This window comes from Saliphagus sp. LR7 (assembly GCF_003344565.1).
GTDB lineage: Archaea > Halobacteriota > Halobacteria > Halobacteriales > Natrialbaceae > Saliphagus > Saliphagus infecundisoli.
The window spans coordinates 80,080-103,565 of record NZ_QPND01000014.1 but is presented as its reverse complement, the minus strand read 5'-3'; the positions used below and the strand labels follow the sequence as shown (position 1 = coordinate 103,565).

Genomic DNA, 23,486 nt, shown 5'->3' with positions numbered 1-23,486 from the left:
AGGCGGGCGAACAGGTTGACGATTCGGGCGGGGGCGGGTTCGTTGTGATGGACGACGGTACGTTCGTCACCGTCGACTGCACGCTTCCCCGGGAAATCTCCTCGATGACGTTCAACGTCGTCGGCACTGAAGGAAAGCTCTACATGAACAACGACGACGGCGAGTGGCGCTACTGGAGTCTCGAGGACGGCGATCACGTCGAACGGCCCCTCCCGGGCATCGAGGGCGCTTGGACGTGGGACGACGACTATCAGCGCGCGTTCGCGAACGCGGCCGCCCACATCGTCGACGTTCTGGAGGGCGAGGCCGAAAACGGTTCGACCGGCGAGGAGGCGACGCGCTCGCTGGAGATCATCATTGCGTTCTACCTCTCTCACTACACGGACGGACAGGTCGAGATTCCGCTGGCGCGCCCGCTCCGGGACGTCACCGTCACCTCCTGGTAGATCAGGGCCGGGGTTCGTGTATGGGTCTCTATGGAGACCAAAAATTATTGCCTCTTCGCCATAGATAACCGGGTATGCCAGGCGAAGAGATCGAACGTGCAGTATACCTCCAACGGATCGATCCCGAGCGTAGAGACGAGTATCTCGAGGCCCACGAGGACGTGCCCGGAGGCGTTACGCGGGCAATGGAGGAAGCAGGTGTTGAACGGTTTGAACTCTACGTACGCAGGGAAATCGCCATCTGTATCCTTGAGGCCGAAGACGTCGAGCGATACGACGAAGCGATGGCATCCGATCCGGCAGTCGAGGAATGGGAGCGCCGCGTCGCCGAGTTCAAGACCGAGGGCGTAGATGTCGAGGCCGACGACGGTGGAGTCCCCTACATGGAGGAGATCTGGTCGTTCGAACCCTGAACCGCGATCGAGTTAACTGTGGACGCGCTCGAACGTTCGATAGGAGAGATAGGCCTGGTCACGCGCTGAAAGAATGTCGACGGTCTCGAGCCAGGAAAGACAATCTCCGTAGCTTGCCCAGTTGTCCATCCAGGGGTAATCAGAGCCGACCATGAGTCGTTCGGGGCCGAACCACTCCAAAAGAGCATGGAGATAGCCATGCATCGACTCGTAGGGCCAGCGGCCGTCACCTCCTTCCTGAAGGGCTGCCGAGCGAGGAACAGAGCTTACCTTCACGGAGACGTTGTCGTACTCGGCGAGAGCCTTGAAACCAGTCCACGGACCCTCGTCGGCCGCGGTCGTTTCGTCCGGCCAGGCCATGTGATCGACGATGATTGTTGTTCCCGGGTAGCGGCCGGCGAGGTCCTCGATCTGGCTTAACTGCTGGGCTTTGGGGAAGACGAATATCGTGGTTCCAAGATTACCTGCGGCTTCCCACACCGGCTCAAGCCGTTCGTCCGTAATCCAGTCACCACTTCGGTCGACATCACCTGGGGTCTCTCCGTATTCGAGGGCGGCGTGCATCCGGATACCGAGCATCCGCGGATGGCCGGTTATCCGTTCAACGGCAATGCGAGCCCCGTCCGGGTCCTCCGGGAAAAACTCCATCAACCCGACGCCCCAGAGTCGGTCGGGGTGAGCCTCAACCGCCCGCATCGTGTACTCGTTGGCCCGAGGTCCCCTGCCGTACAGCGGCGTCGTCACGATAACGGCCTCATCAATTCCGATTCGATCCATGTCGCCGACGAGATCGGTATGGGTGTACGTCCCCTCCCAGCCCGGCGGGAGAACCTCCGCCTGCCAGGGGAGTTCCGGCGTGTCCAAGCCCCAAGCGTGGGTGTGTGTATCGATCAACTTCATCCGTTGCCAGATTAGAGAAGCGGGGCCATAACAATGTGTCCCCTAGCCAATCCTCTTCAACTCGTGGTTCTAGCTCTCATCAAGACGGGTCGTATAGGCAAAGGCATAATCAGGGTCGCTCGTAGGAAGCACGTTGTTGACTTTCAGAGCGCGGCGTCGAGAGCATGCTTGAGAGCTTCGTCGTCTGGTTTGCCATGGAGTTCACGGCGGGCTGAAAAGCTCTGAGATCCTGTGTTTGCTTGTCTTTCGAGATACCTCGAGGGGTGAAAGGCACCGTCGTGTCATCGATGTCCTCCACTCGATTGCCGTTTGTCTTGTCGAGTTTGATTCGGCCACCTCGTCCTAGGCTCGGGCGTTGACGATGACATTCGCGCCTGCGTTGGCCAGTCGCCATGATTGGCACCTTCGTTGATCCTGTGAAGATAGCCATCTTGTCCGTGTAATCGTACTCCGCATGATCCACCATGACTGGCTGTACTCAAGGTCATGTCAATTATCTCAAACATGTTTCAGTAGCAACATCTGATATCTTATCGGAAGCCTTTCACAGAACCTATATCCTTTCCTTCAATCGGGTGAGCTATGCGCGCCGCAAGATACTATGACAAAGAAGACCTGCGAATTAAGGACGTCAATCAACCTGATCCCCAACCGGATGAGGTCTTAGTCGATCTGCAGGCTGCAAGCCTCTGTGGTAGCGACATGAACTATCTGAACGGCAAGACTGACCCCGCGTCAGATCCCATCACACTTGGCCACGAGGGTGCAGGCATCATTGACTCTGTCGGTGACGGCGTCAACCACGTCGCCGCGGGCGACCGAGTCGTAATTCACTATATCGAGTCCTGCGGAACCTGTCGGCCCTGCTCGCGGGGGAACGACAACCGCTGTCGCAATCGGCAGTCGATCGGTCATCACGTCGACGGCACGTTCGCCGAGTATATCGCTGTCCCCGAACGCGCCGTCGTACCGCTTCCGGAAGCGGTTTCGTTCGCCGAAGGGTCCGTCGCCGGATGCGCGGTCTCGACGGCCTACCATGCCTTCCAGCGCGCAGAGATCGATCCCGGTGATACGGTAGTCGTCTTTGGTGCTGGTGGTGTCGGCCTTCACTCCGTGCTCTGGGCGGATAGCCTCGGTGCCGGAACTATCGTCGCCGTTGACCTCGCCGATCCACAACTGGATGGCGCCGAGGCCTACGGCGCGGACGTGACGCTCAACCCCGAGCGCGACGACATCCTCAAACGGATCGCCGACGAGACCGACGGCTGGGGCGCCGACGCCGCAATCGAATGTTCCGGATCGCCAGTTGCGATGGAGCAGGCCGTAGACGCCATCAACGGGAAGAACGGCTATGAGTCGGGCACCGTCGTCAGCGTCGGTATCCAGACAGAGGACATCTCGGTCGAATTCGGCGACGTGCGCGAGGGCCAACTCCGGGTCTCTGGCGACCACCGCCGCTCGGAACTGATCGAGGTACTTACGACGCTCGCAACCGGAACAGTGGATATCTCTCCGACACTAACCCACGAGGTGGCCTTAGAGAATCTGCAGGACGGTGTTGACCTCGTCCGCGAAGGTGACGAATGGATAGGCCGTGTCGTCGTCAATACGACCTAATATTCATACTCTTAGCTGAATCGCTCTTCGGAAGCAGATTGTTGGTCAAGTAGAGCTGGCACTGTTGAAGCGTAGCGAGCAAGGGTGACGCGTTCGCGTCACCCGATATGTTCCCATTTGAGGTGCTTAGCTCAGAGGCGAGCGCCGCGAACCTGTTGGAGCAGGTTCGCTGGCGCGATGGCCTCTATTGCCCGCGCTGCCGGTCTGAGTCAGTGATCGAACACGGCAGCTATCGGCAGTATCAGCGGTATCTCTGTAAGAGTTGCGACCGCACGTTCAACACCAAGACCGGCACGATCTTCGCGCACGCGAAGATCGGCCTCGATAAGCTCTTTTTCGCGTTCTACTCGTTACTCCGGTTCAACACGAGTATTCGCCAGCTAGACGCTGAACTTGACGTGTCGTATCGAACGCTTCGGCGGCGCGTCGAGCAGTTCGCCAGAACGCTTGACGCGCCAGCCATTGATCTCGTCGGACCAGTCGAGATCGATGAACTCTACGTGACTGCGGGGCTGAAAGGTCGCGAGCGCGACTCTCGGTCGCGCTCGCGTGGCCTCTCGATACGTGGTCGAGGAACATACGACGAAGACAAGCCACCAGTGTTCACACTCGTTGATCGCGGCAGCGGTCAGCGGTACGTCGTTCCAACGAAGTCCGCCGACGAATCGACCGCGCGACTCCTTCTCGGCAACTCCGAGAAGGAGTCGCTCACCGTCTACACCGATGGATTTCGAGCGTACGACCCACTCGACGATGACGAGAACTACCAGCGAGAAGCCGTCATTCACGGTGAAGGAGAGTACGTCGATGGAGACGCACACGTGAATACCTGCGAGAGCCACGCGTCGCTGGTGCGACGGTGGCTCTCGCCTCACCGAGGCGTCTCAAAAGACAAACTGACGCCGTGTCTCAGAGCGTTTCAGCTCCGCCGACGTCTCCTCCGGAAACCCGGTCGAGAAGCTCTCGAAGATATCGTCAGAGCCGTACTCTAACTCACCAACAACGTGCTTCTCATGAGCGTAGCTGAATATTCTTTAGGATGGAGTCTCATGTGCAGATATGAGCTCACTCGCCGCCGCAACCCTCGAAGACTTCCGCAATGCTCTCGCGGAGGTGGGTTCCCGGAGCTGAACCCCGCGGAGGGGTGCTGGCGACAACTCGATCAAGCACTCGGCAACCGCCTGTTTGAAACACTGGACGACCTCCGTGATGCCGTACTTACCGCCCTTGACAGCATCGAGATACCAGATGTCTTCATGTACTTATATTCGTGAGTATGAGTAACGCTATCTAATACAGATTGTAACCCGAGCCCATCCCGCTGTCGCCGTCGTCAGTGTCGTTATCGTCCGAATATTTCTCGAAGTCGACGTCGCCGCCTTCACCTTGGCACTCACCCGTCCGTACTACGGTCGGATCACCACCACCACCTTTGTCGGATTGGGCGGGCTCTTCTTTGCCAGCGACCACTCTCGCTTCCGCCAGGGCGCACTCTTCACCGCTCTCTGAGCTGTCACGATCCTCCGGGGACTCTGAGCCGTCCGACACTGGCGCCGCGCTCTCGGTCCGAGAGGCGTCCGCAGCGGTCGCATAGTCGTCCGACACCTCGCCGGTCGCGTGATCGTACATCAACAGGTCGGCGTCCAGGTCCCGGTCGTCGTGGGGAACGATGCCGATGCGGAACGCCTCGGGCTCGGGAACGGCCTCGTAGCCGTAATCGATGAACATCACTTCCGGGATCAGCGGCTCATAGATCCACGACCAGTCCTCGGTCAGCTTTGCCTTAGAGCCGTAGACGCGCTCGATCTCGCCGCCGACCTCGACCGCGTAGCCCTCTCGATCGGCGTGGTAGTAGACGATTGCGGGGGCATCCTCTAGATCTCGCTCGCGGTATTCATCGGCGCCGTCGAACGTGAGGAACGTCTCGCCATCGCCACGCTCACGACAGGCGATCTTCCCGTTCGGGTACTCGACCCACTCGGTCGAGACGTCGCCACGGACCACCGCGAACTTGTCCGGCTCGTGATCAAGGAGGTCGGGGTTCATCGTCACGCGGTTTCGCGTGTAGAACTTCCGGGACACTCCCTCGGGGGCCCGACCGGAGACATAGGGGTTCGCGTCCGGCCCGATCCCGAAGATCCCCGCGAGCGTCTCGGCTTTCGAGGTCAGCCCCTTGCCGCCGCCGTCCTCAACCACGAACAGGAGTTGCTCGGGGCCGGGGGCTTTCGCGGCGTTCTTGATTGGCCCCGCCGGCTTCGTGATCCCCTTCGACTCGACTTCGATGTAGAACGTGCCCGTTCCCGAGAGCTCGAGGATCTCCTCGTACTCCCCTTCGAGGCGCCCCCGGAGCAGCTGGTCGCGCTCGTCGTCGGTAAGGTCGCCGAACCCGTCCGGTGGGTAGACGTTCGGCGGGATCTCTCCCACGGCATCAGGAAGCTCGTCGCCGTCCTGGGTCGGGAGGTCCATGTCGTAGCCCAGGCGTGTCCCCCACTCGTACACTCGGCGGAGCATGAAGCGGTGAGCGTCCACGCCCCCGGAGCCGCCACTCCCGGTTTGGAGGCCGATAATCTCTCGCCCCTCCGGCGTGACGGTCAGTTCGAGGCCGTCAGACGTCGAGCGCTGTTCGATCGCGCCGACCGCCGCGAGGCGCTCGGTCATGTTCGACGCCGGCCGTGGTCCGAGGCCGGTCGCCTCCCTGATCAGGTCGCGGGCCTCCGTCGAGTCGATTGCCGTCATGTCCTCGCCGGCGCGAATGGTCGCGTCGTAGACCGCCTTCACGGCCGTGCGTGCCGTCTTGGTGTCGTCGACGTCCATCGTTTCGTCCATGTCGGGGCTCTCCGTGTTCTCGAGGCCGACCGACTTGGCACAGGCAGACTGCCCCGTGTCGGCGAAGAACATCTCGTCCATGATCTCACGCCCCGACTGGCGCTCCACGCCATAGTCGTCGATCGACTGCCGGATCAACTCGAACGCCTCTTGGATCGTGTACAGCGGCGGATACGGCGGCGTGAGCTTCGCCATGAAGCTCTCCTCCTCGTGTCGGAGCTTCGTCTGGGCGTGGTAGTCGGGTATCTGCGTCAGATCGTCAGGGTCCTTCCCACCGAACCGTTTTGCGAGCGCACTCGCCTCTGCCGGTAGCAGCGGGTTTAGTGAGACGAGTGTGTTGCAGTTCGAGAGGATTGCTTGCTGGGCGCTTTCGTCCAGTTGGTGAAGCGTCTGCGTGGCGAGCATCAGGCTCAGGCGCTTCGAGCGCGCCTTCGTGAGCATTGTGTCGATCTGTGAGGCCTCGGTGAGGACATCGTCGCACTCATCGATCATTAGAAAGTAGGGATCGTACTCGGCGCCGGTATCATCGAGGCCGGCGAGCTCCCGGACCTTCCGTTCGGACTCCGGCACCCGATCGGTGACGCAGGTCCAGACCCGCCGCATGACCGCCGTTGCGACCATCGTCTGGGCCTCGCTCGGGAGGTCGTTTTTCACGATCACGATCTTGCCCTCATTGACGGCTTCGGCGATCGAGACGTTGCTCTCTCGCTGGGCGATGATCTGGCGGGTCATCGGGTTCTCGACCCAGTCTTTCAGCCGCCCAATGAGGGGGTCCAGGTCGCTGTCGGAGAGTTCGTCCGCGATTCGTCGAGTGAATCCCTCCAGGAACATGATGTCGTCGTCCTCGATTTGGTCGCCGATCAACCCAGCATACTCGGCGCGGTTTTCGTCCTCAAGGAGCGTGTAGTACATCTCGATAGGGGTGAAGTCCCGCGGGTGGCGGACCATGCCGCGGACCATCGTCTTCATGATCCGGTCCATTCGCGGCCCCCAGTACTCGCCCCCCACGATCAGGTTCTTGAAGTCGTCGACGATCCCCTCGATCTCCTCGTCAAACCCCGACTCGTCGGGCTCGTGGAACGTCTCAAAGAGGTTGAATCCGACCGTCCGATCCATGTAGTCGTCGCCGGGAGCGATGTAGATCACGTCGTCCCACCGATCGCGGGGGACCCGGCGAAGAAGGTCGTAAATGTCGTCGCCCTTCGGGTCGATCACAGTGATGCCGTGGCCGGCGTACATCAGCGCCACGGCGTCGTTGTACATCTTCGTCGTCTTCCCGGTCCCCGTCGATCCCCCGTAGAAAACGTGCCGGAACAGCCGGTCGAACTCGATGGGAACCTCTCGCCCCGTGCTCTCGGAGACGCCGATCCACAGCGGTTGCTTCGGTTCGGCCTGGGCGTTCTCGATCATCGCCCGCGGCCAGGCCCCCGCGAAAGCTTCCACCTCCTCGGAGACGGGGTCATAGCGATTGATCTGCCACTCTTTCGAGTTGATGAGGACGGGCTTCGAGGGGTCATCCTCGCCCTCGATGCGCACCCCGAACTTCTCACTCTCTGCCTCGCTTTGGTTCTCGGAAAACGGGTTCAGACTCATGCTTCGGCCTCGGTGTCGCCGTCCTCGTTCGGTCGGTCGTCCGGTTCGTCCGGCCCCGAGTCGGGGGTCGCCCTCGACGTCGAACTCTTTGAGCGCTTCGGGCTCTCGTTCGTCCGGTGGCGTCCACGTCGATGCGATCGCGTAATCCCAGTCATCACCGGCGCCGTGCGAGCGGTCGGCGTCCTCCCAGGTGACGACCTTGAGGTGGTTCCAGTCGGTGAACCGAGGTGCGTCAGCGGGGACGTCGCCAGCGTGAGAGGTCAGCGACCAGTCGACGTCCTGGGTGTTGATCGTATCGTTCGGGATGTGCATGAGCCCGGCAGCGGCGCGGACGCCCATGATCATTCGTCGGTCGGCCCGCTCGCGACCGAAGGCACGATTGAGGGTCTTCCGGAGCTTCTTGTCCCACTGAGGACAGATTTCGAAGCCTTGCTCAGTCGCCGATTCGTAGTAGCCGTCGAACATCTGCGCGGTCTCCTCAACCCGCGCGGTCGCTTGGTCGGGGTCGTCGCTCACCGCGAGGATACGGACGTTCAGACGGAAGCCCTTCTCGCCGCGCTGTTCGCGAACGATCTTTGAGGCTGTCCGATCCTTCTCGGATGCCTCCCGCGTTTCGCCCTCAAGGGTGCTCTGTTCGGGCTTCGCTTCGTATTTCAGCGCGTCGACCATCCCGAACTCCTTGGTCGGACTCTTGAGCTCGTCGGCGACGTCGTCGATCGACGTTCCCAGGAGACCGCCTTTCCACCAGTCGCCCGGCGCCGGCTCGAAGATCGTCTGCACCGCGATATCGGAGACGACGTCGCTCTCTCGCTCGCCGATCATTTCCGCTGTGATCGAGCCGTAGGGGTCGTTCTCGAAGCCCTCGATGTCCATGTGCCGGATCGGGTAGAGATGCTTCCCGTCCTTCCGCTTCCGGAGCTTGAGGACAGCAGCGGCCGCGTGGCGCCCCTCCTCCAGCGGGAGTAGGCCGGGATGGGGGTGCTCGCTGACGTTGACGTGGGCGTTCGGGTAGAACGTCTCTAACTACCGTTCGATTTGGCCCTGGGCCTTCTCCGAGCCCATCACGTACTGAAAGCCGATCCGACCGTTGATGTTCCGCATCTCGAAAGCGTGCGTCGGGACGTCCGCCGAGCCGATCACCGGGAAGCCCTTCTTCCCCGCCGTGTGGACGGCCGTCAGGAGGTCGATCGCATTCGTGATCCCACCACCGTCTTTGTTCGGTTGGATCGACACCGAGTGACGGGCCGGCGTCTCGTCGTACAGCCGGTCGATGCGATCGCCGTCTAGCTCGAGTGTTCCGTAGGGTGAGCCGATCCCGAGCTTTCGCTTCGTTCCACCGATCACCCGGTTCCCGAGCCCCATCTCAGGTCCACCTCCAGTTGCAGACGTCATCGTGTTTATCGAGGTACTCGCGGTAGTCCTCGCCGTGTGTCGAGGGATCGCACATGAGCGCGACCGACTCGCGGGGGTTTAGGTCACGATCCATTCGGACCCGAGCGGGGAAGCATCCCTCGTCATCAACGCGCAACAGCGCTTCGGAGTAGCCGTCGGCCTTGTTCCCCTTCTGAAGGTCAGCGATAATCTCCCCCTCTTCGGCCGAGAGGCCGAGCTGTTTCGCCCACTTTTCGTTCATGCCTTCGACGAACTGGTAGATCTCCATCGAGGAGAGCTCCATCATCGTCTCGGCGTTATCGGTCATGTGGTGGTTCCCCTCCGAGTCAGTGCCAAAGAAGTCCTTGTGGGACTGCGTGCCGGCGCCGATCGATAGATCCCAGTGGCGATGGTGACGGTACTTCTGGCTCAGGCTCTTCACCGTCATGTCGTCCCGAAGCAGGTAGTGGAACTCGTCACAGAAGATCATCCCCGGCTCCGGTCGGGCTTTCACCTCGTTATAGAGCAGATCGAGTAGCAGGTGCATCATCAGCCCACCACCCTGCTCGTCGCCCTCCTTCAGCTGAAGATCGGCCCACACGACGTCCGTCTCTGAGAGGTCGACCTCAGTCTGGTGAGCCAGGTGCTCGAGGTGGCCGCCCTCTTTGAACGGCTCGACCTGGTTGTTGATGATGTCCGTCGCTTTTGCCTCCCGATCCTCTAGCTGCCGTTCGTTCTCGGGGTCGTCCACGAACTCGGAAGCGTCGTCGGACATCTCCCGTATCACGTCGATGACGTCGAGGACGGTCGGCGGTGTACCATCGTAACCCTCGTCCTCTCGGTGCTCGGCGGCGTGGGTCTGCGGGTCCTTCTCGATTCCCTTCCGATCGCCGGCCTCCTTGATCGCCTGATTCCAGACCGCGCGTTTGGTCGAGAAGTCGAAATTCTGCGTATTGTAGTAGAGCTCCACGAAGTCGAGGTTCGAGTCCACCCACTCCGTGTAGGGCGCGTCCCAGCCGATCACGTCGAGTTTGTCCTCGGGAGTCGGCGAAATGTCGAACGGGTTCAAATTCGTCGACCCGACGACGATCCGCTCGCCGTCGAAGACCTCCTGGAGGTTCGCGAACTCCTGGAGTGGGTCGATCACCGCCATGAACATCTCGGGGTTGCTCGTCTTCTGACGCCAGAGGACTTCACTCGAGGTCACGGTCTTGCCGGCGCCGGTCTTGCCGACGATCATCCAGTTGTAGCCTGCGTCACGCTTGTAGATGTCCACGGAGAGGGGCTCGTTCGTCGCCATGTTCTCGCCGACCTCGATCCCGGTCGGGTCGTACAGGTTCTTCGTCGTCCAAGCGTTCGTCGTCGCGAGCCCGTCGGCGCGCATCTTCACCTTTTGGTCGATCTTGTCCTGGCACGCCGGCGAGAGCGTCTGATGGCCCCGGTCGTGGTTCCGGTGCAGCACCGTGATGTCCGCGCCCTCGTCGGCGAGTTCGAGCGGATCGACCGGATGGCGCGCTCGATGGCGCTCGGGTTGCGAGACTGGACCTCGATGTAGGTCTGTGCCTCGAACATATCGTGCCCGCTCGCCAGGAACGACTGGAGCATCGCCTTCGCCTCCTCCTGGTCCTCCCGGTAGCGCTCGCCGAACATCGAGAGCTTCGAGTCCTCGACGCGCTCGGCTTTCGACTTGAGGGCGTCCTCGAGGTCGGCGAGCTCCCGCTCGGCTTTCTCCTGGTCGAGGACGTCGATGTGGGTCGTGACGTTCGTCGCGATCTCCGCGTCATCGAACCGGAGGACCGTCTCGAGGATGCCCTGCGGGGGGTCCTTCGGCCACGAGGAGATGAACAGCGTTGCCGAGTGGAGATCCTCGTCGATCGTGACGTGGGAGGGATCGCTCCGGTCGAACGACTCGGGGGCGAGCAGCGACCGGAACTGCTCGTCTAGCTCCTCCTGGGTGGCAGCGACCTCGGTGACCCCGGGGGCGCGGTCGGGGAAGCCCGCGCCCCACTCGGCGCCCTCGTCGACGACCGCCTCGCCGCCGTCCGTGCTGGCCTCAGCAGCCCCCGTCTCATCGGATGCGACGAATTTCCCGGACTCGTCTCGCGGTCGGGGGTCGTCGCCACCGTTCGGCGCCGGGCCGTCCTCGACGTCGTCCCCACGCGACTCCGAAGCAGCGGCGAACTGGGCGTGCTTCTCGGCGGTCGCGAGACGCGAGTGCGTCCGCGACAGCGTGGACGTCGGATCGCGCTCAGCTTCGGCGTCGAGGTGGGCGTAGGTCAGCTCGTACTCGGGATCGCTCGCGTAATCGCGGTCGGCATCCGTGTCGATCTCCGGGGAGGCGGCTTCCTCCGGCACGGGAACGGGGTTCTGCCGGACGAGCGAGGTGTAGTCGGCGTGGGCGTAGACGTTCGCCGCCTGGTAGTGATCGGCCGCGACCTGCGCCAACTTCTCGCTCGGGATCGAGTTCGCTCGCACACCGTCGAGGCGCCGGATCGCGTCGGAGAGCGTGTCGAGCCGGCTTTCGAGGAGGTCGATCATCTCAGGGATGTGCTCACTCGATTTCTTCAGCTGGTGGAGCTTGACGTTCGTATAGGCCCGGCCGACGAGCGGGATCGACGTCAGGCCACCCTCGACGTCCTCGTTGGAGACGACGTCGGCGGGTTCGACCTCGACGATCACGTACGGATCGACGACGAGCGTCGAGAGGTCGTAGGTGGAGACGCGTCGGCCCGCTCTTCGCAGAGATCAGCGTGGACCTGCATCCCGAACGGGAGGTCGTCGTAGGCGATCTCGCCGGACTGGGCGAGGCCGTCGCCGGTCGTCACGATCTCGTCGTGGCGCGTGAGGTAGCGCTCGATGCGCGGGGTGTAATCGACCATCCGCATATACTCGGAGACCTGGATCGAGCCCGAGAGCGCCGTGTTGAGGATCTTCGCGTAGATCTTGGCCTGGCGCTGCCAGGCATCATCGCTCGCCGTGACCATGTTCGCTGGCTGGATCTCGATGGCGCCGACGATCGTCCCCTCATCAGTCTCGAGGGCCGGAGTGCCGCTGTACGCGCGCTCGAACTGAACGATGTCCTGAGAGCGCAGCGGCCGATCATCCTCGTCGGCCTTCTTCTCGGGACCTCCAGAGCCGCCGACGAACGGGATCGCCTCGAGGCCGGGAAGGCGCGCGAGGCGCGCGAAGATCGAGTCGTTCGTAGGCTGTTCGATACCGGAGTCGTTCGGGTTCCTGTCGTAGAGCATGGTCTGTTGGTGGGTGGCGAAGCGGACGATCGTCTCGGTGTACTCGAGGGCGGACTGCCAGGGCTCCTTCGCAGCTATGAACCCAAGGCCGACGGCCGTCCAGGCGATCGCCCCCAGGTAGAACGGGAGCCGACCGCCGGCGGGGATAGCCTGTCGGGCCACGAACCAGATCGCGGCCGTGGGGAGCAACGCGGCGCCGAGCTCGAGTTTGTTCACACCGAGGACGACCTGGTCGCCCGAGGCACCGCCGAACACCTTGTAGTCGATTCTTTCGCCGTCGGCCGTGGAGTCGTCACTCATCGGTCGATCACTCGATAGTTGCCGTTGTCCGTCCGCTGGAGGCGCTTCTTTGGCTTCGAAGCCGTCGCGCCCTTGTGATTTGTCCGCTGGCGCTGCCCCGGCGTGATTCCCGTCCTCGAAGTGCGCGACCGGCTTCGCGAGATGATCGAGCCACCATCAGCCGCTGCCCGTCTCGACGAGGGCGTCTTCCCTACCCTGTCTTTCGAGGGCGCCGGCCCCGACGTTGTATTGTCAACCCCACGGCGCCGATTGACCGCCGCACTTGCCCGACCGTAGGCTCCTGACGCTCGGTTCGCAGCACCGGCACCCGCCCACGACGCGCCCGAGCGGAGTCGCCGACCGGCACGGCGTGTCCGCGACTCGCCCGTCGGTTCGGGGGCCGCCGAGCGCGACCGGTTCCGGATGCTTGCGAACGCGCCCCCGGCCGCCGAGGCTGCGGCCCCGCGCATCGAGAGGCCGATCAGAGTGAACGACCCAGAGACGGCCAAGGGGATCGCGACCGCGATCAGGAAGATCGCCATCGTCATCCCGATGTTGATGAGGTCGCTCGAGTGGAACATCCAGTTGAGTTCGTAGGCCACGCGCAGCAACACCGCAGTCGGCCAGTTCCACACCAACAGAGCGTACCATTGCCAGATGAAGAACGACCCGACCTGTTTCACGCGCTGGTGGCCACCCCAGTAGGCCAGCAAGATCAACGCCGGAAGTGCGATCGGGGCGACGTAGAGGAGCATATGCCGGACTGCGTGGAGGGCGAGCAGGGCGATCCCTGTCGTCCCCCCGCTGGCGAGGAGCCCGATCGTAACGGCGAGGGGACCGCTGTAGATTGTCCGATTAAAGTCGAGCACTTCGCCGCCGGTGGGGAGGAAGTGCTGTGTCACGCCGTCGGAGAAGGCGTGCATCAGTGCGGCGAACTCCCAAGAGGCAACAACCAGGAACACGGCGAGCGCAGCCGTCCCGACCGTGGTGAACATCCGACGCTGGGTGAACGCCGACAGCGACGGACCGACCAGCACGGTCAGCGCCATCACTCCGAGGACCCCGCCCACGAGAGGGATGACGTAGACCAGGTACACTGAGTGGTAGAGGTTCGTGTAGTTCTGCGTGGCAAATCCACCGTTGGTATCGTCGTTCGCGTCAATCTCCTCGGCCGTCGTGGGATCGACCGGGGAGCCCATGATGCCCATGGCGCCGTCGTTCTCGATCGTTGGCGTCCCGAGCAATTCGTTGAAGACGGTATCGACGAGCGTCGTCATCATCTCCTGGAGCTGCGTGGAGATCCACTCCCAGACGTCCTCGGCAGCCTCCGCCGGCGAAGGAACGGGATTCGCCGACCCGATAGCCGATCCGGCCCGATCAAGGAGTCCTCCACCGCCGCTACCGTCACCACCGCCCGACTCGTTCCCGCTCTCGTTCTCGCTTTCGTTGCCCGCGCTCTCATTTCCGGAGGGCCACTGGTCGCCCGGGCCGTCCGATTCGTTGCCGTTGTCGCCATCTTCCTGGGCGGCGACAACGCCCCCGTCAGCCGGGGCGACAGCGACCGCTGTAACGCCGAGCGAAGCGACTAGCGCCAGCGAAACAAGAAGTACCGCCATACCGCGAGTCGATCGGCGAAGGCGCATTCGTCGGGCCCTCAGAGGAACGGCGAGCAGCCTTCGCCGATCCCTGGCCCGCCGACGACCCCGAAGGCGAAGTCGATGAACGTCAGAATGAACACGAACCCGATCACCCCGACAATCACGCCGACGATCATCAGGTTGCCCGCTGCGGTTGCGCCCGTGAACAGCGGGAACGCTCGGAGGATCAGACCGAGCATGGCGATGATGACGAGCATCCCCAGGACAATCTGCCAGAGCATGACCTGGGTGTCGGCAACCAAGAGCCCGACCCCCTCATCGCAGTATTCCTGGGCAGCCGCCGGATTGCTCGCGACGATGACCCCCACGGCGCTGAGGATCAGTGCCTTCGCCGCCGGCGCCATCCGATCGCCCGTCTCATTGAGGGCGCCGAAGGGCGACGACGTCGTTACCAGCGTGAGAACCCAGACGATGAGCCGCGTGCCTAGTGATCGATCCGATTCTCCCGTAGCGTTCGCACTGTCCGCAGCGTTTTGTCTTGCATGGTTATGTCTGACACGAATGGCACTCATCGGAACCCACGTCCATCTTACTTTTTGAGCACGGGTCAAATGAGAACACCATAAGATCACCCCGCTCACTTTTACATTAAAACTGTTGTCGCAATAGGGAGAGTTTCGGCGAGTAGGTTTAAGGGGGGAGATAGGCAACTCAGGATATTGTGACTCAGATCTCTAAGTACCGGTGGCAGCGGAGAATCCCCTGTGGTCTCCATGGCTGACTCGAACGATGGAGAGGACGACGGCATGACCGCGATCAATCTCGAAGTGCCTGGAAACGATCGGAAGCGCTACGTATCAGTCGATATGCCGACGGAGCAGTACGAGGAGCTCGATGATCTCAAAAGCGAGTTCGGACTGACCTGGCGCGGCCTCCTGATGCACACTCACCGGGAACTACACGGAGTCTCGGATGGGCTTGACGACGAGAAGAGCCAGTACGACCTCCTGAACGCCACTCGGAAGCGCCACGGGTTCACCTGGAAGGGGATGCTGCTGTTCGCTGCTCGCGACCTCACGGACGAGTAGCGATCAAAACTTTGACCACGGATAAACTCTAAATACAATAAGATATACGTCTCATAGAAGATGGGACTGATTGCTCGCTCTCACGCCATGTCCGTTCGCATCTTCGCGGCGGGAACGGTAGCGGCCGGACTCCTCCAGTTTGGCCAGTGGGGGATCGCCGCGCCCCTGCTCCTCATGGCCTCCGGCGTCTTCTACTGGGTTTTCGGCGGCCATGAGCATCAACAGGGGCGCATTCGACGAGCCGTCGTCGGGACGGTCTGGTTTCTCTCGGCTGGCTTCGCGCTCGGGATGGCACTGTGAAACCAGGGAGAAACCACCCTGACACCACCTTGGTATCAAACCAACACCGACATAGCGTGTCATAGAACCCATCGCAAAGGATATTTTCGAGCCATTTGGACTGAATCTCGTGTTACATACAGGCAGTTCACCGAACCACGGTAACGGGAATCGGTGATCGGCGGAACACCTTCTCGGCGACATTTCCGACGAGCAATCGATCGGCGAGCGTCCCTCCGTGTGACCCCATCACGATCGTATCAAAGCCGTCGGCCCGGTTCAGAATCGCCCGAGTTGGATGTCCCAGTTGTACCTCCGTCGTGATTTCTCGGTCGTACTCGTCTGCGATCTCACGAGCCCCATCAAGAACGATTTTGGCGTGTTCGTCCGCGGCCTCGCCGATGTTATCGGCGAGCGCGAGACTCGTCGCCTCGCCCCACATGGCCGACGGTTCGCCCACGATGTGTAAAACCATGACTTCCGAATCGGGATGTGCTTCGAGAGCGTATCGCAGCGCCCGCTCTGCCATTTCGGAGTCATCCATCGGAACAAGAACCCGGGAGATCATACCTGGTCTACGCTCCGTCTCTGGATAAGTGCCCTGTCGGCAGTTATCCGACGACCGGGATCGCGACGAAGAACGCGTACGAGAGCCCCATCGAGACCGTTGGGCCGATAATCCACATCGAGATGTACTTGATGACTGCCCGGGGATTGAACAGGTTACCCGCTTCCCGAACTTCTCTGGGCTCCTCTTCGCCGATGTTTCGGGCGGTCGGGGTATCGGTTTCGGAGGGTTCGTTCGTATCCTCGTCGATCGTTCGAACGGGCGTCTCCGTCTCTGCAGTGAGAGCACCTGGTGCGATGTCTGCGTCAGCCTGGCCGCGCAAGGCGTCTCTTGCCCTGATCGGTCGAGTCGCCCGGCCCCAGCCGAGTCCGACGATCGTCATCACCATCGCCATCACGAGGCTGATCGGGATCCCGATCCAGGAAAGCGCAGTCGTGATCGTCGCTGCAACCGTCATGACGATCAGCGCGGCCAACAGTGGAATGTCGCTGAGTTCGGTGCCGACCGACTCCATCGTCCGCCGCGCGATCGTAAAGCCGCCGAGTCCGATCGCCACCGTCGCGACCGCGATTGCCGTGTTCGCTTCGAGTGCGCCGCTACTCACGAGCGGCGCGACCGCGTTCGGGACGTTGCTCGCTCCGGCGCTAAACGCCATGTAACAGCCGATCATGAGGACGACGATCGTCCCGGCGAGTTCCTGGCGCGTCGTGTTCGGTCCGAGTATCGGGGTCGGCACCGCTCCGTCTCGGTCGAGGGTGAGTAGCGGACCTTCCGAGGAGACGATCTCGAAGCGCCGGTTGAGTTCGGGATAGAGATAGCGCCCGATCGTCCCGCCGACCCAAAAGCCGATAACGGGTGTCACGATCCACCAGGCGACGATCCACCCGATCGTTTCGAAGTTGAGTGTTCCCGTTGCGAGGCCGAGTCCGGCAATCGAGCCGACGGTCGTCATCGACGTCGGGACGGGAACGCCGAAGACGTTCGCGATCAGGATCCCCAGCCCGATGAAAAAGAGGACGCCGACGCCGGCTTCGAGCGAGATCGGGATCGTGATGATGTCACCGGCGAGCGTGTCCATGACGTTTCGACCGACCGTCCAGCCACCCAGAAACACGAAGAACGTCATCAATCCCGCCGCGACTGTCTTCGAGATGATCCCCGCTCCGACCGAGGGCCCCCACGCAATCCCCGTTGAGGAACCACCGATGTTGAATCCGACGAAGATCGACGCGACGATTCCCACCAACAAAATCGTAGTAAGAGACATCGTATAAGATATACATTAGGGCCGAATAAGAAACTACCGGAAGATGGGAATAATTTCGATAAGTTATAAAACGTACCCTATCCGGATAAGCCCGCGAATTCCCTACTCAGTACGCACGCTCGATGTAACGATTGGATGATCTCAGTCAGCACAACTCAGGGCCCGCGTCGCAGCGGCTATCGAACGGGCACAGGCGAGAGCCAGGGGAGATCCCGCCCGTGGCGTGCCTCTGACATCGACACGGCCAAGCGGGTCTGTTTGACAAGCAGGCCGTGCAGCTATATGTCACGTGGGGAAGGTGATAGTCGTGGCGGTGGTGACCTACCAAGTTACCTCACGAATCTAGACTCTTCCCTCTCTCGTGGGGTAATCCAGACGGGTTCCGTTCTCGCTTTACGTGTCTCTGGCGACAAGGTGGAGATATGAGAGAAGTGCAGGCGGGTTCTAAGCGTCCAAGCCCTGGTGAGACGTCGTCTCGTTCCTCAAGCCAGTGCACCCCGCATCGTTTCTATCTACTTTCATAGAATCGTCTGATAGGGTCGGAGAAAAGTCATTGCGCCTTCGATCGTGACCCGTTGATACGATCGGTCGGTAAATCGTTTCCTCCGAGCCTATGAGAGGGTCGAAGTGCGGCAACGGACAAACCTTGTTCTCAGAGGCGAGCGTGAGCGAGCGTCAGGACGGGGAGATTGACGTCTCGTTCGTCGCCCCCACTCCGCCCGGAGTTTCGTTGGTTTCGTCGGATCCTGACTCCTCGGGCTGGGCCGCCAACGCCTCGTCGTACCAGTCGGGCCGTTCGACGACTGTCTCGCCGACGTCGACGATCTCGACCGTCCGGTTGGTGGTGGTTCGTTCGCCGTCCATGTCGTAGCTTTCGTTGACGACTGTCTGGCGGACGAGACCGTCCTCGCGAACGAGTGCTCGGACCTCAATCTCCGTCCCACCCCCGTTCTCGACGGCTGATGAGTCGTTTCTGGAGCCCTCAACGACGTAGTAGGTGCCGTCCTCGGCGTCGACCGCCCCGACGGTCGTCGTGTTTCTGATACCCCGTAACAGTGCGAGGGAGCGCTCCATCGCTTCCGGGTTGTTTCGGGTACTACTCATCGTCTCCAAGGATTGCTTCGAGCGCCTCGACGGCAGCATCCAGATCCTCAACATCCTCACGGTCGGATCGGTAGGCCGGGCGCCACCACGCAGACGGGTGGATGATCAGCGCGGTGTCGGTAACCGCGTAGCTTTCGAACTCGGACCACGGTCGGAGACGTTGTTGGAGTGGGCGTTCGACAACGAGCCCCACGTCGGTCACGCGGAACGTCCGTGGGTTTGCGGCCCCCGCGAAGGGTGTCCATAGGAACATGAGAAAATAGAGATTTCCTGCCCAGGACAAGTCGCTCCACACGAGCTGAACGATGACGCCGCCAACGCCGAGGACGCTCGCGATGACTATCCAAGCCACGGAGAAGTGCCGCCAGCGCCGCGGCCAGCGCGCCTCCCATTCGACGACGTCCTCAGCACCGATCAGAACGGCCGCCGCGTACCGGGTCCGACTCATCCCAGTCAGGAAGAGGCCGAGAAACATCCCACCGATCGTGCTGACAATCGCGAGACCAACCGTAATGCCCGGTAGCTCAGTTCCCATGGCAGCCACACCGAAAACGCCGATGAACCAGATGAAGGGGAGGACAACGAGCAGCCACGCGGTGGTTCGTCCGCCGAGGCTAACTGCGAGTCCGGACGTCCGGGAGACAGTCCAGCCAACTACAGTGGCGATGACTGTGAGTACAGTGAGAAATCCGAGATAGAGGAGGCCGCCGTTCGACGTCGCGCGTGCGAAGACGAGAACAGCGAGCGGAGCGAGGAGAACGGCGACGTAGAGGCCAGCGACGATTGCATATGACGCATCCGGGGACTCTGCGTTCGGCTGACCCAGCCCGGTCCCCGTTCGCGTTGCCATGGCTGAATTTGTATACAAGGTCACAAAAATATGTCGCTCAGATATCGGGATTTCAGCCATCAACCGATAGAGTCGTGACTCATCGAAACGCGGTAGTTGGATCACGGCGATCGGGTCACTCATCGTTACATCCAGGTCAATTAGGCAACGGCGCATCCAATCGGATTTTCGATAGTTGTCCAGCGATGCCTGCTGAATAGAGAGGATGTATGCAGCATGGTGATCGCGTTCGGGTCAATTCTGATATACTGAGTCCGCCAATCCGTGAACGTACGAATTGTACGGTAACTGTCAATTAAGCGGTACACATTAAAAATTTGACTGGTTCAGGTCCAATTGAATGGGCACTCACTCAGTACGACACTTATTACCGACCGAACGTGGATAGTTATCTCAATAAGGTGAAAAGAACTCATGGATCACAGCAGACTCAAACGATTGTTAGAGTTTTTTTATAATAGGGATAATCTTTGGCGTAACTGAAGATATTCTAGCGGTGTTAATCGCAACTGATGCAGAACTTTCTGCTGATATCGTCATCGTAGTTGTTCTGATCGCCATCCCGTTTGCCATCCTTTCCGAACTCATCGTTGACCATCCGAAATTTCTACACTTTGACCGGCTATCTATGTTTATCCGATCGTCAATCTTGGGCAACAACGGTTCACATACCGAACATGTACCAGGAGACATCACGAAAGAGTCCACTCCATGGCGCAACCATCATTATTACTGTAATATTTGCGGTCGAGAATTCGAAACCGGAGTACTTCTGGGAGAACACCTCGACCGGAACCACCCCGAAGAACAACTTCATTGGTGGATTCAATCTGATGATTCAGCCTGAACCTCTGCAGCGATTGATGAGTTCCTTCGATTGACACCGACCGATCTTAACTCGGTATATAGCAGTTGCCCTCCGCGACCGATCCACACCCTGTATTTGGCACGACTCTCACATATCCAAATTAACTGGTAAAGTCAGGCACGTTAGGCTCGCAGATCGAGATAACGCACGATCCGATACAACAACTTCGTGCATCGGGGTCTGTTCGGGCCGAAATTAACGGTGTGACAACCAGTTTAATCGGCCACGGCTGGAATACCCCCAATGTACTATCTCGGAGAGAAGTGCGGTCTATCAGTGATTCCGCGAATCGTGATCGGTAGACGTCTCGCGAATGACTTGACCGCCGTGGAGCAATCTCGGTAAGTGACGTCGAACAAACACTACCGTGAGGACCATGATAATCGGGCCCAAAAAAATTCCGTACCAGCCGAAGATTGGTGGACCCAAGATGTATGCAAAGAGGATCAGGCTCATCGGAAATCTTCGTCCCGAAAGCGTCGGTCGCACGTAGGTCCGGATGATGCCGTCAAAGAAGACACCCATGGCGACGTAGAACGTGACGGGAAACCAGAGAGTGCTGGGATCCGTTCGAATCGCTGTCAGTGCGAGGTAGCCGACGATACTTGCGTACACGACGTTCCGGCCGACGAGCGGAATCACCGAGGCGAGCCCGGTCACGATCGCCAGCAACAGGACTTGTGGAATCTCGAGGTCCGCCGGTGCGATTGCGTTGAGCACCGTGTATACGACGCCTGCCAACGACATGATCGCGAGAATCGTCAGCGTATAGCCGAAAAATATCGACTGCAACCCCTCGTCGACGTGCCGTAGGTACGCCGTTACGTTGGGTTTCTCCCTGATGATTTCGGTTCGAAGCCACCGTTCGATCCGGCGTTCGTCGCGGATCAGAACGAACGCGAACAGAAACATCACAAACAATAGATACGACGCAGTGAGAAACCGGCTAACGAGCCCGCTGATCCACTGTACAACGGTGTTAAGCCGTGGATCGGTTGCGAGATCCTCCGCGAACGGATACAGATCGGGTTCGGTTGTCGGGAGTTCGTCGGTATCTACTCTCGGAAGGAATCGTTCGAGGACGGCGTCAAAATCTGTCACCTCCAGCGTGGCGATCTGAACGATCGCAAGTAACACAATGACCAACAGGACACCGACGAACGGGAGGATAACGAGAACGAGCGTCACAGCGGCACTCGTTCCCGACGAGAGTCCTCGTTGGTGTAGCCGCCTTGAGACGGGTCGAGCGACGTAGTACAGGAAGACCCCGAAGACGATCCACCCGAGGTAGTCGCTCATGGCAGCGACCAATACGGTCGCGAGCGCGAGCGCGAACGCCCACCACCAGCCTCTCGACTGCAACCACCTGGCATCGTCCCTGTTCGGGATCATGGGCAGGTAACACACACCCCTGAGGAAAAAGACACTTTGGGGGTATCCGATATAGATTTGGGACGTTCGCAGTCCAAAGTAACGCGAGAATCAGATTGAGCTGAGTAAGCCCAACTCGCGAGGCCTATCTTTCACGGGCGGGGATGATTCTCGAGTACGTCCAGGGAGTGATTGTAACGCTCAGAACTGCAGATTAGAACGATCCACCAACTGCAATGTAAGCAAATATTCGACCACGGTCGCAATCACATCGAGTACAAACAGCACCACGTAATCTGAAACGTCCATGGCAAGAAGGCACGGGCTGCGTACTAAATTCTTGGCCAGGGCAGTCGTTCAGTTCGCACCTATAGTCGGTAGTTCCCAATCGATTAGCGTAGCGTCATGACTGCTGTCGTTACGATCTTAGAACGCGTCTAGGTTGTATGGATCTGACCAACCCAGACACCACTATTACGGCGGCAGACCTCGAAAGCTTAGCGCTTCAGCACTTGACAGAACTTCCTGTCCCAGGGGTCGAGGGTCGGGCCCTCGACCCCGAAAAGGCCTGGGCTGCCGTGCTCTCCGCTGCTGTCGAACAGACCTCTATTCATGATATCTGCGCCCAGACAATCAATACACCCTGCAGCGATCGCGTTCTTGAATGGCTCGCCACTGTCGACCATCTCCAATTCGAAAACGCGGTTAACGACATTCTCGCTCGCCAAGCTCAACAGATGCTCCTCAAGGCAACGCCGAGGAGCATCTGTCTCGACTTCGTCGATATCCACTACCATGGCCGCCACCATCTCTCCCCCACCGAACTCTGCCGAACTACTCCTCGTGATGGCACCACTAACTGCCATCGCTACTGCGCTGGCTTCGTGATCAGTCGAAACAAGCCTCTCATCCTCGCGTTCACCTGGATGCACGGTGACGAAACCAAAGCCGATGCGGCCGAGCGCGTTCTCGGCCGCGTCGGCGATCTCGGGCTCACGATCCGCTGTCTAGTCGCCGATCGAGGCTTCGCCTCCGCCGCCGGAATTGACCACATGCAGTCACTCGCTCCGGTGATCACACCGCTCATCCGCCGTGGCAAGAAGCTGATGAAACTGCTCGACACGAAGGTCTCCTACTGGACCGAATACGCGATGTACGAGGGAACCCCGCGAGAAGTGCGGTTTCCGGTGGCGATCTGCGTCTCCTATCGCAAAGGAAAGCGAGGAAAGACTGGCTTGCTCATCCATGCGTACGCGGCGTGCGAGCAGGACGCTCGCACGCCAAAACAAGTCGAATACGCCTACAAGCAGCGCTCAGCCATCGAAACAAGCTTCCGGACGTTCAGAGAGGCACTCGCGACAACCTCCACTCGCGATCCTGGGATCCGCTTGGTACACGTCGGTGTCGCGTTCGTACTGCGGAATCTCTGGGTGCTGGTTGGCTGGGCAGTGCTCGCCCAGCCGCGCTGCGGCGGGCGAGCACGCCCAGCATGGTTCCCGTTCAAACGCTTCCGGAAGTGGATCGAACACGCATTAGATGAGCGTCTCGCCCGAATCTGGGAGGTGCCGACAAACGGCGTCGGCATTCCGGTGGCCAATCGAAGCGCCGTCGCGGGCTGATCAGCCCGCGACAGGCGCGAACCCGAATCGACGGGGGAGCGATAGCTCTGTTCCAGTTCGTGATTGAGACGATTCTCTTGAGTGAGTTGTGAACTGATTTCACTCGAAGCAGCAGCTCATTGATCAGAACCACCTCAGCACTGAGGAAACCGGTGCAAAATCACTCAGGAATAGCGATACA

General features: G+C 60.4%; 20 protein-coding genes and 3 pseudogenes. 9 read left to right on the top strand and 14 right to left on the bottom strand.

Annotated features, from left to right (window positions below; genetic code table 11):
- A pseudogene (locus tag DVH23_RS17065) lies at window positions 1–446 on the top strand (gfo/Idh/MocA family oxidoreductase); the annotation flags it as partial.
- A 74-nt stretch (window positions 447–520) separates the two neighbouring features.
- Window positions 521–859 (top strand): L-rhamnose mutarotase, encoded by a 339-nt coding sequence (locus DVH23_RS17060; protein WP_114578623.1) that lies wholly within the window; start codon window positions 521–523, stop codon window positions 857–859.
- 12 nt (window positions 860–871) lie between these two features.
- Here the strand turns inward: DVH23_RS17060 and DVH23_RS17055 are convergent, their stop codons facing one another.
- Together DVH23_RS17055 and DVH23_RS17050 are read right to left on the bottom strand one after the other, a co-directional pair.
- Entirely contained in the window at window positions 872–1,759 is an 888-nt protein-coding gene (locus DVH23_RS17055) for an amidohydrolase (protein ID WP_114578622.1), read from the bottom strand.
- Between the two features lie 143 nt (window positions 1,760–1,902).
- Window positions 1,903–2,059, bottom strand: a pseudogene (locus DVH23_RS17050) (IS1595 family transposase); the annotation flags it as partial.
- A 282-nt stretch (window positions 2,060–2,341) separates the two neighbouring features.
- On the opposite strand from DVH23_RS17050, the gene DVH23_RS17045 reads away from it, so the two are divergent.
- The 3 genes and pseudogenes from DVH23_RS17045 to DVH23_RS17035 form a co-directional block, all read left to right on the top strand.
- The gene (locus tag DVH23_RS17045) at window positions 2,342–3,376 is read left to right on the top strand and encodes a zinc-binding dehydrogenase (protein ID WP_114578621.1); all 1,035 of its coding nucleotides are present in this window, start codon (window positions 2,342–2,344) and stop codon (window positions 3,374–3,376) included.
- A 107-nt stretch (window positions 3,377–3,483) separates the two neighbouring features.
- A complete protein-coding gene (locus DVH23_RS17040; protein WP_114578620.1) occupies window positions 3,484–4,368 on the top strand; it encodes an IS1595 family transposase in 885 nt (294 codons plus the stop codon).
- A 123-nt stretch (window positions 4,369–4,491) separates the two neighbouring features.
- Window positions 4,492–4,650 (top strand): annotated as a pseudogene (locus DVH23_RS17035) (IS630 family transposase); the annotation flags it as partial.
- A gap of 16 nt (window positions 4,651–4,666) precedes the next feature.
- Here the strand turns inward: DVH23_RS17035 and DVH23_RS17030 are convergent.
- From DVH23_RS17030 to DVH23_RS17010, 7 genes are all read right to left on the bottom strand, one after another.
- Window positions 4,667–8,668: a type IV secretory system conjugative DNA transfer family protein gene (locus DVH23_RS17030; protein WP_114578619.1), complete on the bottom strand. Its 4,002-nt coding sequence runs from the start codon at window positions 8,666–8,668 to the stop codon at window positions 4,667–4,669.
- 150 nt (window positions 8,669–8,818) lie between these two features.
- On the bottom strand, window positions 8,819–9,157 hold the full coding sequence (locus DVH23_RS17025; protein ID WP_114578618.1) for a hypothetical protein: 339 nt from the start codon (window positions 9,155–9,157) through the stop codon (window positions 8,819–8,821).
- A 1-nt stretch (window position 9,158) separates the two neighbouring features.
- Window positions 9,159–10,628, bottom strand: a complete 1,470-nt coding sequence (locus DVH23_RS24640; RefSeq protein WP_232833799.1) for a hypothetical protein — start codon at window positions 10,626–10,628, stop codon at window positions 9,159–9,161.
- A complete protein-coding gene (locus tag DVH23_RS24635; RefSeq protein WP_232833798.1) occupies window positions 10,553–11,845 on the bottom strand; it encodes a hypothetical protein in 1,293 nt (430 codons plus the stop codon). Before DVH23_RS24635 ends, DVH23_RS24640 begins: the two co-directional genes overlap by 76 nt.
- The gene (locus DVH23_RS24630; RefSeq protein WP_232833797.1) at window positions 11,842–12,714 is read right to left on the bottom strand and encodes a DUF2157 domain-containing protein; all 873 of its coding nucleotides are present in this window, start codon (window positions 12,712–12,714) and stop codon (window positions 11,842–11,844) included. Before DVH23_RS24630 ends, DVH23_RS24635 begins: the two co-directional genes overlap by 4 nt.
- Window positions 12,711–14,309, bottom strand: coding sequence for a hypothetical protein (locus DVH23_RS17015; protein ID WP_114578617.1), 1,599 nt, complete (start codon window positions 14,307–14,309; stop codon window positions 12,711–12,713). Before DVH23_RS17015 ends, DVH23_RS24630 begins: the two co-directional genes overlap by 4 nt.
- 38 nt (window positions 14,310–14,347) lie before the next feature.
- Entirely contained in the window at window positions 14,348–14,863 is a 516-nt protein-coding gene (locus tag DVH23_RS17010) for a hypothetical protein (protein WP_157972463.1), read from the bottom strand.
- Window positions 14,864–15,064: 201 nt separating this feature from the next.
- Here DVH23_RS17010 and DVH23_RS17005 point away from each other — a divergent pair, with 201 nt between their 5' ends.
- Window positions 15,065–15,379 (top strand): hypothetical protein, encoded by a 315-nt coding sequence (locus DVH23_RS17005; protein WP_114578615.1) that lies wholly within the window; start codon window positions 15,065–15,067, stop codon window positions 15,377–15,379.
- 87 nt (window positions 15,380–15,466) lie between these two features.
- Window positions 15,467–15,679, top strand: coding sequence for a hypothetical protein (locus DVH23_RS17000; RefSeq protein WP_157972462.1), 213 nt, complete (start codon window positions 15,467–15,469; stop codon window positions 15,677–15,679).
- 127 nt (window positions 15,680–15,806) lie between these two features.
- On the opposite strand, the gene DVH23_RS16995 is transcribed toward DVH23_RS17000, so the two are convergent.
- The 4 genes from DVH23_RS16995 to DVH23_RS16980 all read right to left on the bottom strand — a co-directional run bounded on the left by DVH23_RS16995 (window position 15,807) and on the right by DVH23_RS16980 (window position 19,447).
- A complete protein-coding gene (locus tag DVH23_RS16995; protein WP_114578613.1) occupies window positions 15,807–16,226 on the bottom strand; it encodes a universal stress protein in 420 nt (139 codons plus the stop codon).
- A 43-nt stretch (window positions 16,227–16,269) separates the two neighbouring features.
- Window positions 16,270–17,493 (bottom strand): inorganic phosphate transporter, encoded by a 1,224-nt coding sequence (locus tag DVH23_RS16990; RefSeq protein ID WP_114578612.1) that lies wholly within the window; start codon window positions 17,491–17,493, stop codon window positions 16,270–16,272.
- 675 nt (window positions 17,494–18,168) lie between these two features.
- Window positions 18,169–18,597 (bottom strand): hypothetical protein, encoded by a 429-nt coding sequence (locus DVH23_RS16985; RefSeq protein WP_157972461.1) that lies wholly within the window; start codon window positions 18,595–18,597, stop codon window positions 18,169–18,171.
- Window positions 18,590–19,447 (bottom strand): hypothetical protein, encoded by an 858-nt coding sequence (locus tag DVH23_RS16980; RefSeq protein ID WP_198667968.1) that lies wholly within the window; start codon window positions 19,445–19,447, stop codon window positions 18,590–18,592. The genes DVH23_RS16985 and DVH23_RS16980 overlap by 8 nt, the downstream gene beginning before the upstream one ends.
- 496 nt (window positions 19,448–19,943) lie before the next feature.
- Between DVH23_RS16980 and DVH23_RS16975 the strand changes: the two genes are divergently transcribed.
- Window positions 19,944–20,294, top strand: a complete 351-nt coding sequence (locus tag DVH23_RS16975; protein ID WP_114578610.1) for a C2H2-type zinc finger protein — start codon at window positions 19,944–19,946, stop codon at window positions 20,292–20,294.
- A gap of 294 nt (window positions 20,295–20,588) precedes the next feature.
- On the opposite strand, the gene DVH23_RS16970 is transcribed toward DVH23_RS16975, so the two are convergent.
- A complete protein-coding gene (locus DVH23_RS16970; RefSeq protein WP_232833796.1) occupies window positions 20,589–21,614 on the bottom strand; it encodes an AI-2E family transporter in 1,026 nt (341 codons plus the stop codon).
- A gap of 518 nt (window positions 21,615–22,132) precedes the next feature.
- On the opposite strand from DVH23_RS16970, the gene DVH23_RS16965 reads away from it, so the two are divergent.
- Entirely contained in the window at window positions 22,133–23,305 is a 1,173-nt protein-coding gene (locus tag DVH23_RS16965) for an ISH3 family transposase (RefSeq protein WP_114578608.1), read from the top strand.
- The last annotated feature ends 181 nt before the right edge of the window (window positions 23,306–23,486 follow it).

What these genes read in the sequence shown, in the direction of transcription:
- DVH23_RS17055 (WP_114578622.1), bottom strand. Translation starts at nt 1,759, where the DNA reads ATGAAGTTGATCGATACACACACCCACGCTTGGGGCTTGGACACGCCG.
- DVH23_RS17060 (WP_114578623.1), top strand. Translation starts at nt 521, where the DNA reads ATGCCAGGCGAAGAGATCGAACGTGCAGTATACCTCCAACGGATCGAT.
- DVH23_RS16990 (WP_114578612.1), bottom strand. Translation starts at nt 17,493, where the DNA reads ATGTCTCTTACTACGATTTTGTTGGTGGGAATCGTCGCGTCGATCTTC.
- DVH23_RS16995 (WP_114578613.1), bottom strand. Translation starts at nt 16,226, where the DNA reads ATGATCTCCCGGGTTCTTGTTCCGATGGATGACTCCGAAATGGCAGAG.
- DVH23_RS17000 (WP_157972462.1), top strand. Translation starts at nt 15,467, where the DNA reads ATGTCCGTTCGCATCTTCGCGGCGGGAACGGTAGCGGCCGGACTCCTC.
- DVH23_RS16965 (WP_114578608.1), top strand. Translation starts at nt 22,133, where the DNA reads ATGGATCTGACCAACCCAGACACCACTATTACGGCGGCAGACCTCGAA.
- DVH23_RS17010 (WP_157972463.1), bottom strand. Translation starts at nt 14,863, where the DNA reads ATGAGTGCCATTCGTGTCAGACATAACCATGCAAGACAAAACGCTGCG.
- DVH23_RS17005 (WP_114578615.1), top strand. Translation starts at nt 15,065, where the DNA reads ATGGCTGACTCGAACGATGGAGAGGACGACGGCATGACCGCGATCAAT.
- DVH23_RS16970 (WP_232833796.1), bottom strand. Translation starts at nt 21,614, where the DNA reads ATGAGCGACTACCTCGGGTGGATCGTCTTCGGGGTCTTCCTGTACTAC.
- DVH23_RS16980 (WP_198667968.1), bottom strand. Translation starts at nt 19,447, where the DNA reads ATGGCAACGCGAACGGGGACCGGGCTGGGTCAGCCGAACGCAGAGTCC.
- DVH23_RS24630 (WP_232833797.1), bottom strand. Translation starts at nt 12,714, where the DNA reads ATGAGTGACGACTCCACGGCCGACGGCGAAAGAATCGACTACAAGGTG.
- DVH23_RS17025 (WP_114578618.1), bottom strand. Translation starts at nt 9,157, where the DNA reads ATGGGGCTCGGGAACCGGGTGATCGGTGGAACGAAGCGAAAGCTCGGG.
- DVH23_RS17040 (WP_114578620.1), top strand. Translation starts at nt 3,484, where the DNA reads ATGTTCCCATTTGAGGTGCTTAGCTCAGAGGCGAGCGCCGCGAACCTG.
- DVH23_RS16985 (WP_157972461.1), bottom strand. Translation starts at nt 18,597, where the DNA reads ATGAGTAGTACCCGAAACAACCCGGAAGCGATGGAGCGCTCCCTCGCA.
- DVH23_RS17030 (WP_114578619.1), bottom strand. Translation starts at nt 8,668, where the DNA reads ATGGACATCGAGGGCTTCGAGAACGACCCCTACGGCTCGATCACAGCG.
- DVH23_RS17015 (WP_114578617.1), bottom strand. Translation starts at nt 14,309, where the DNA reads ATGGCGGTACTTCTTGTTTCGCTGGCGCTAGTCGCTTCGCTCGGCGTT.
- DVH23_RS17045 (WP_114578621.1), top strand. Translation starts at nt 2,342, where the DNA reads ATGCGCGCCGCAAGATACTATGACAAAGAAGACCTGCGAATTAAGGAC.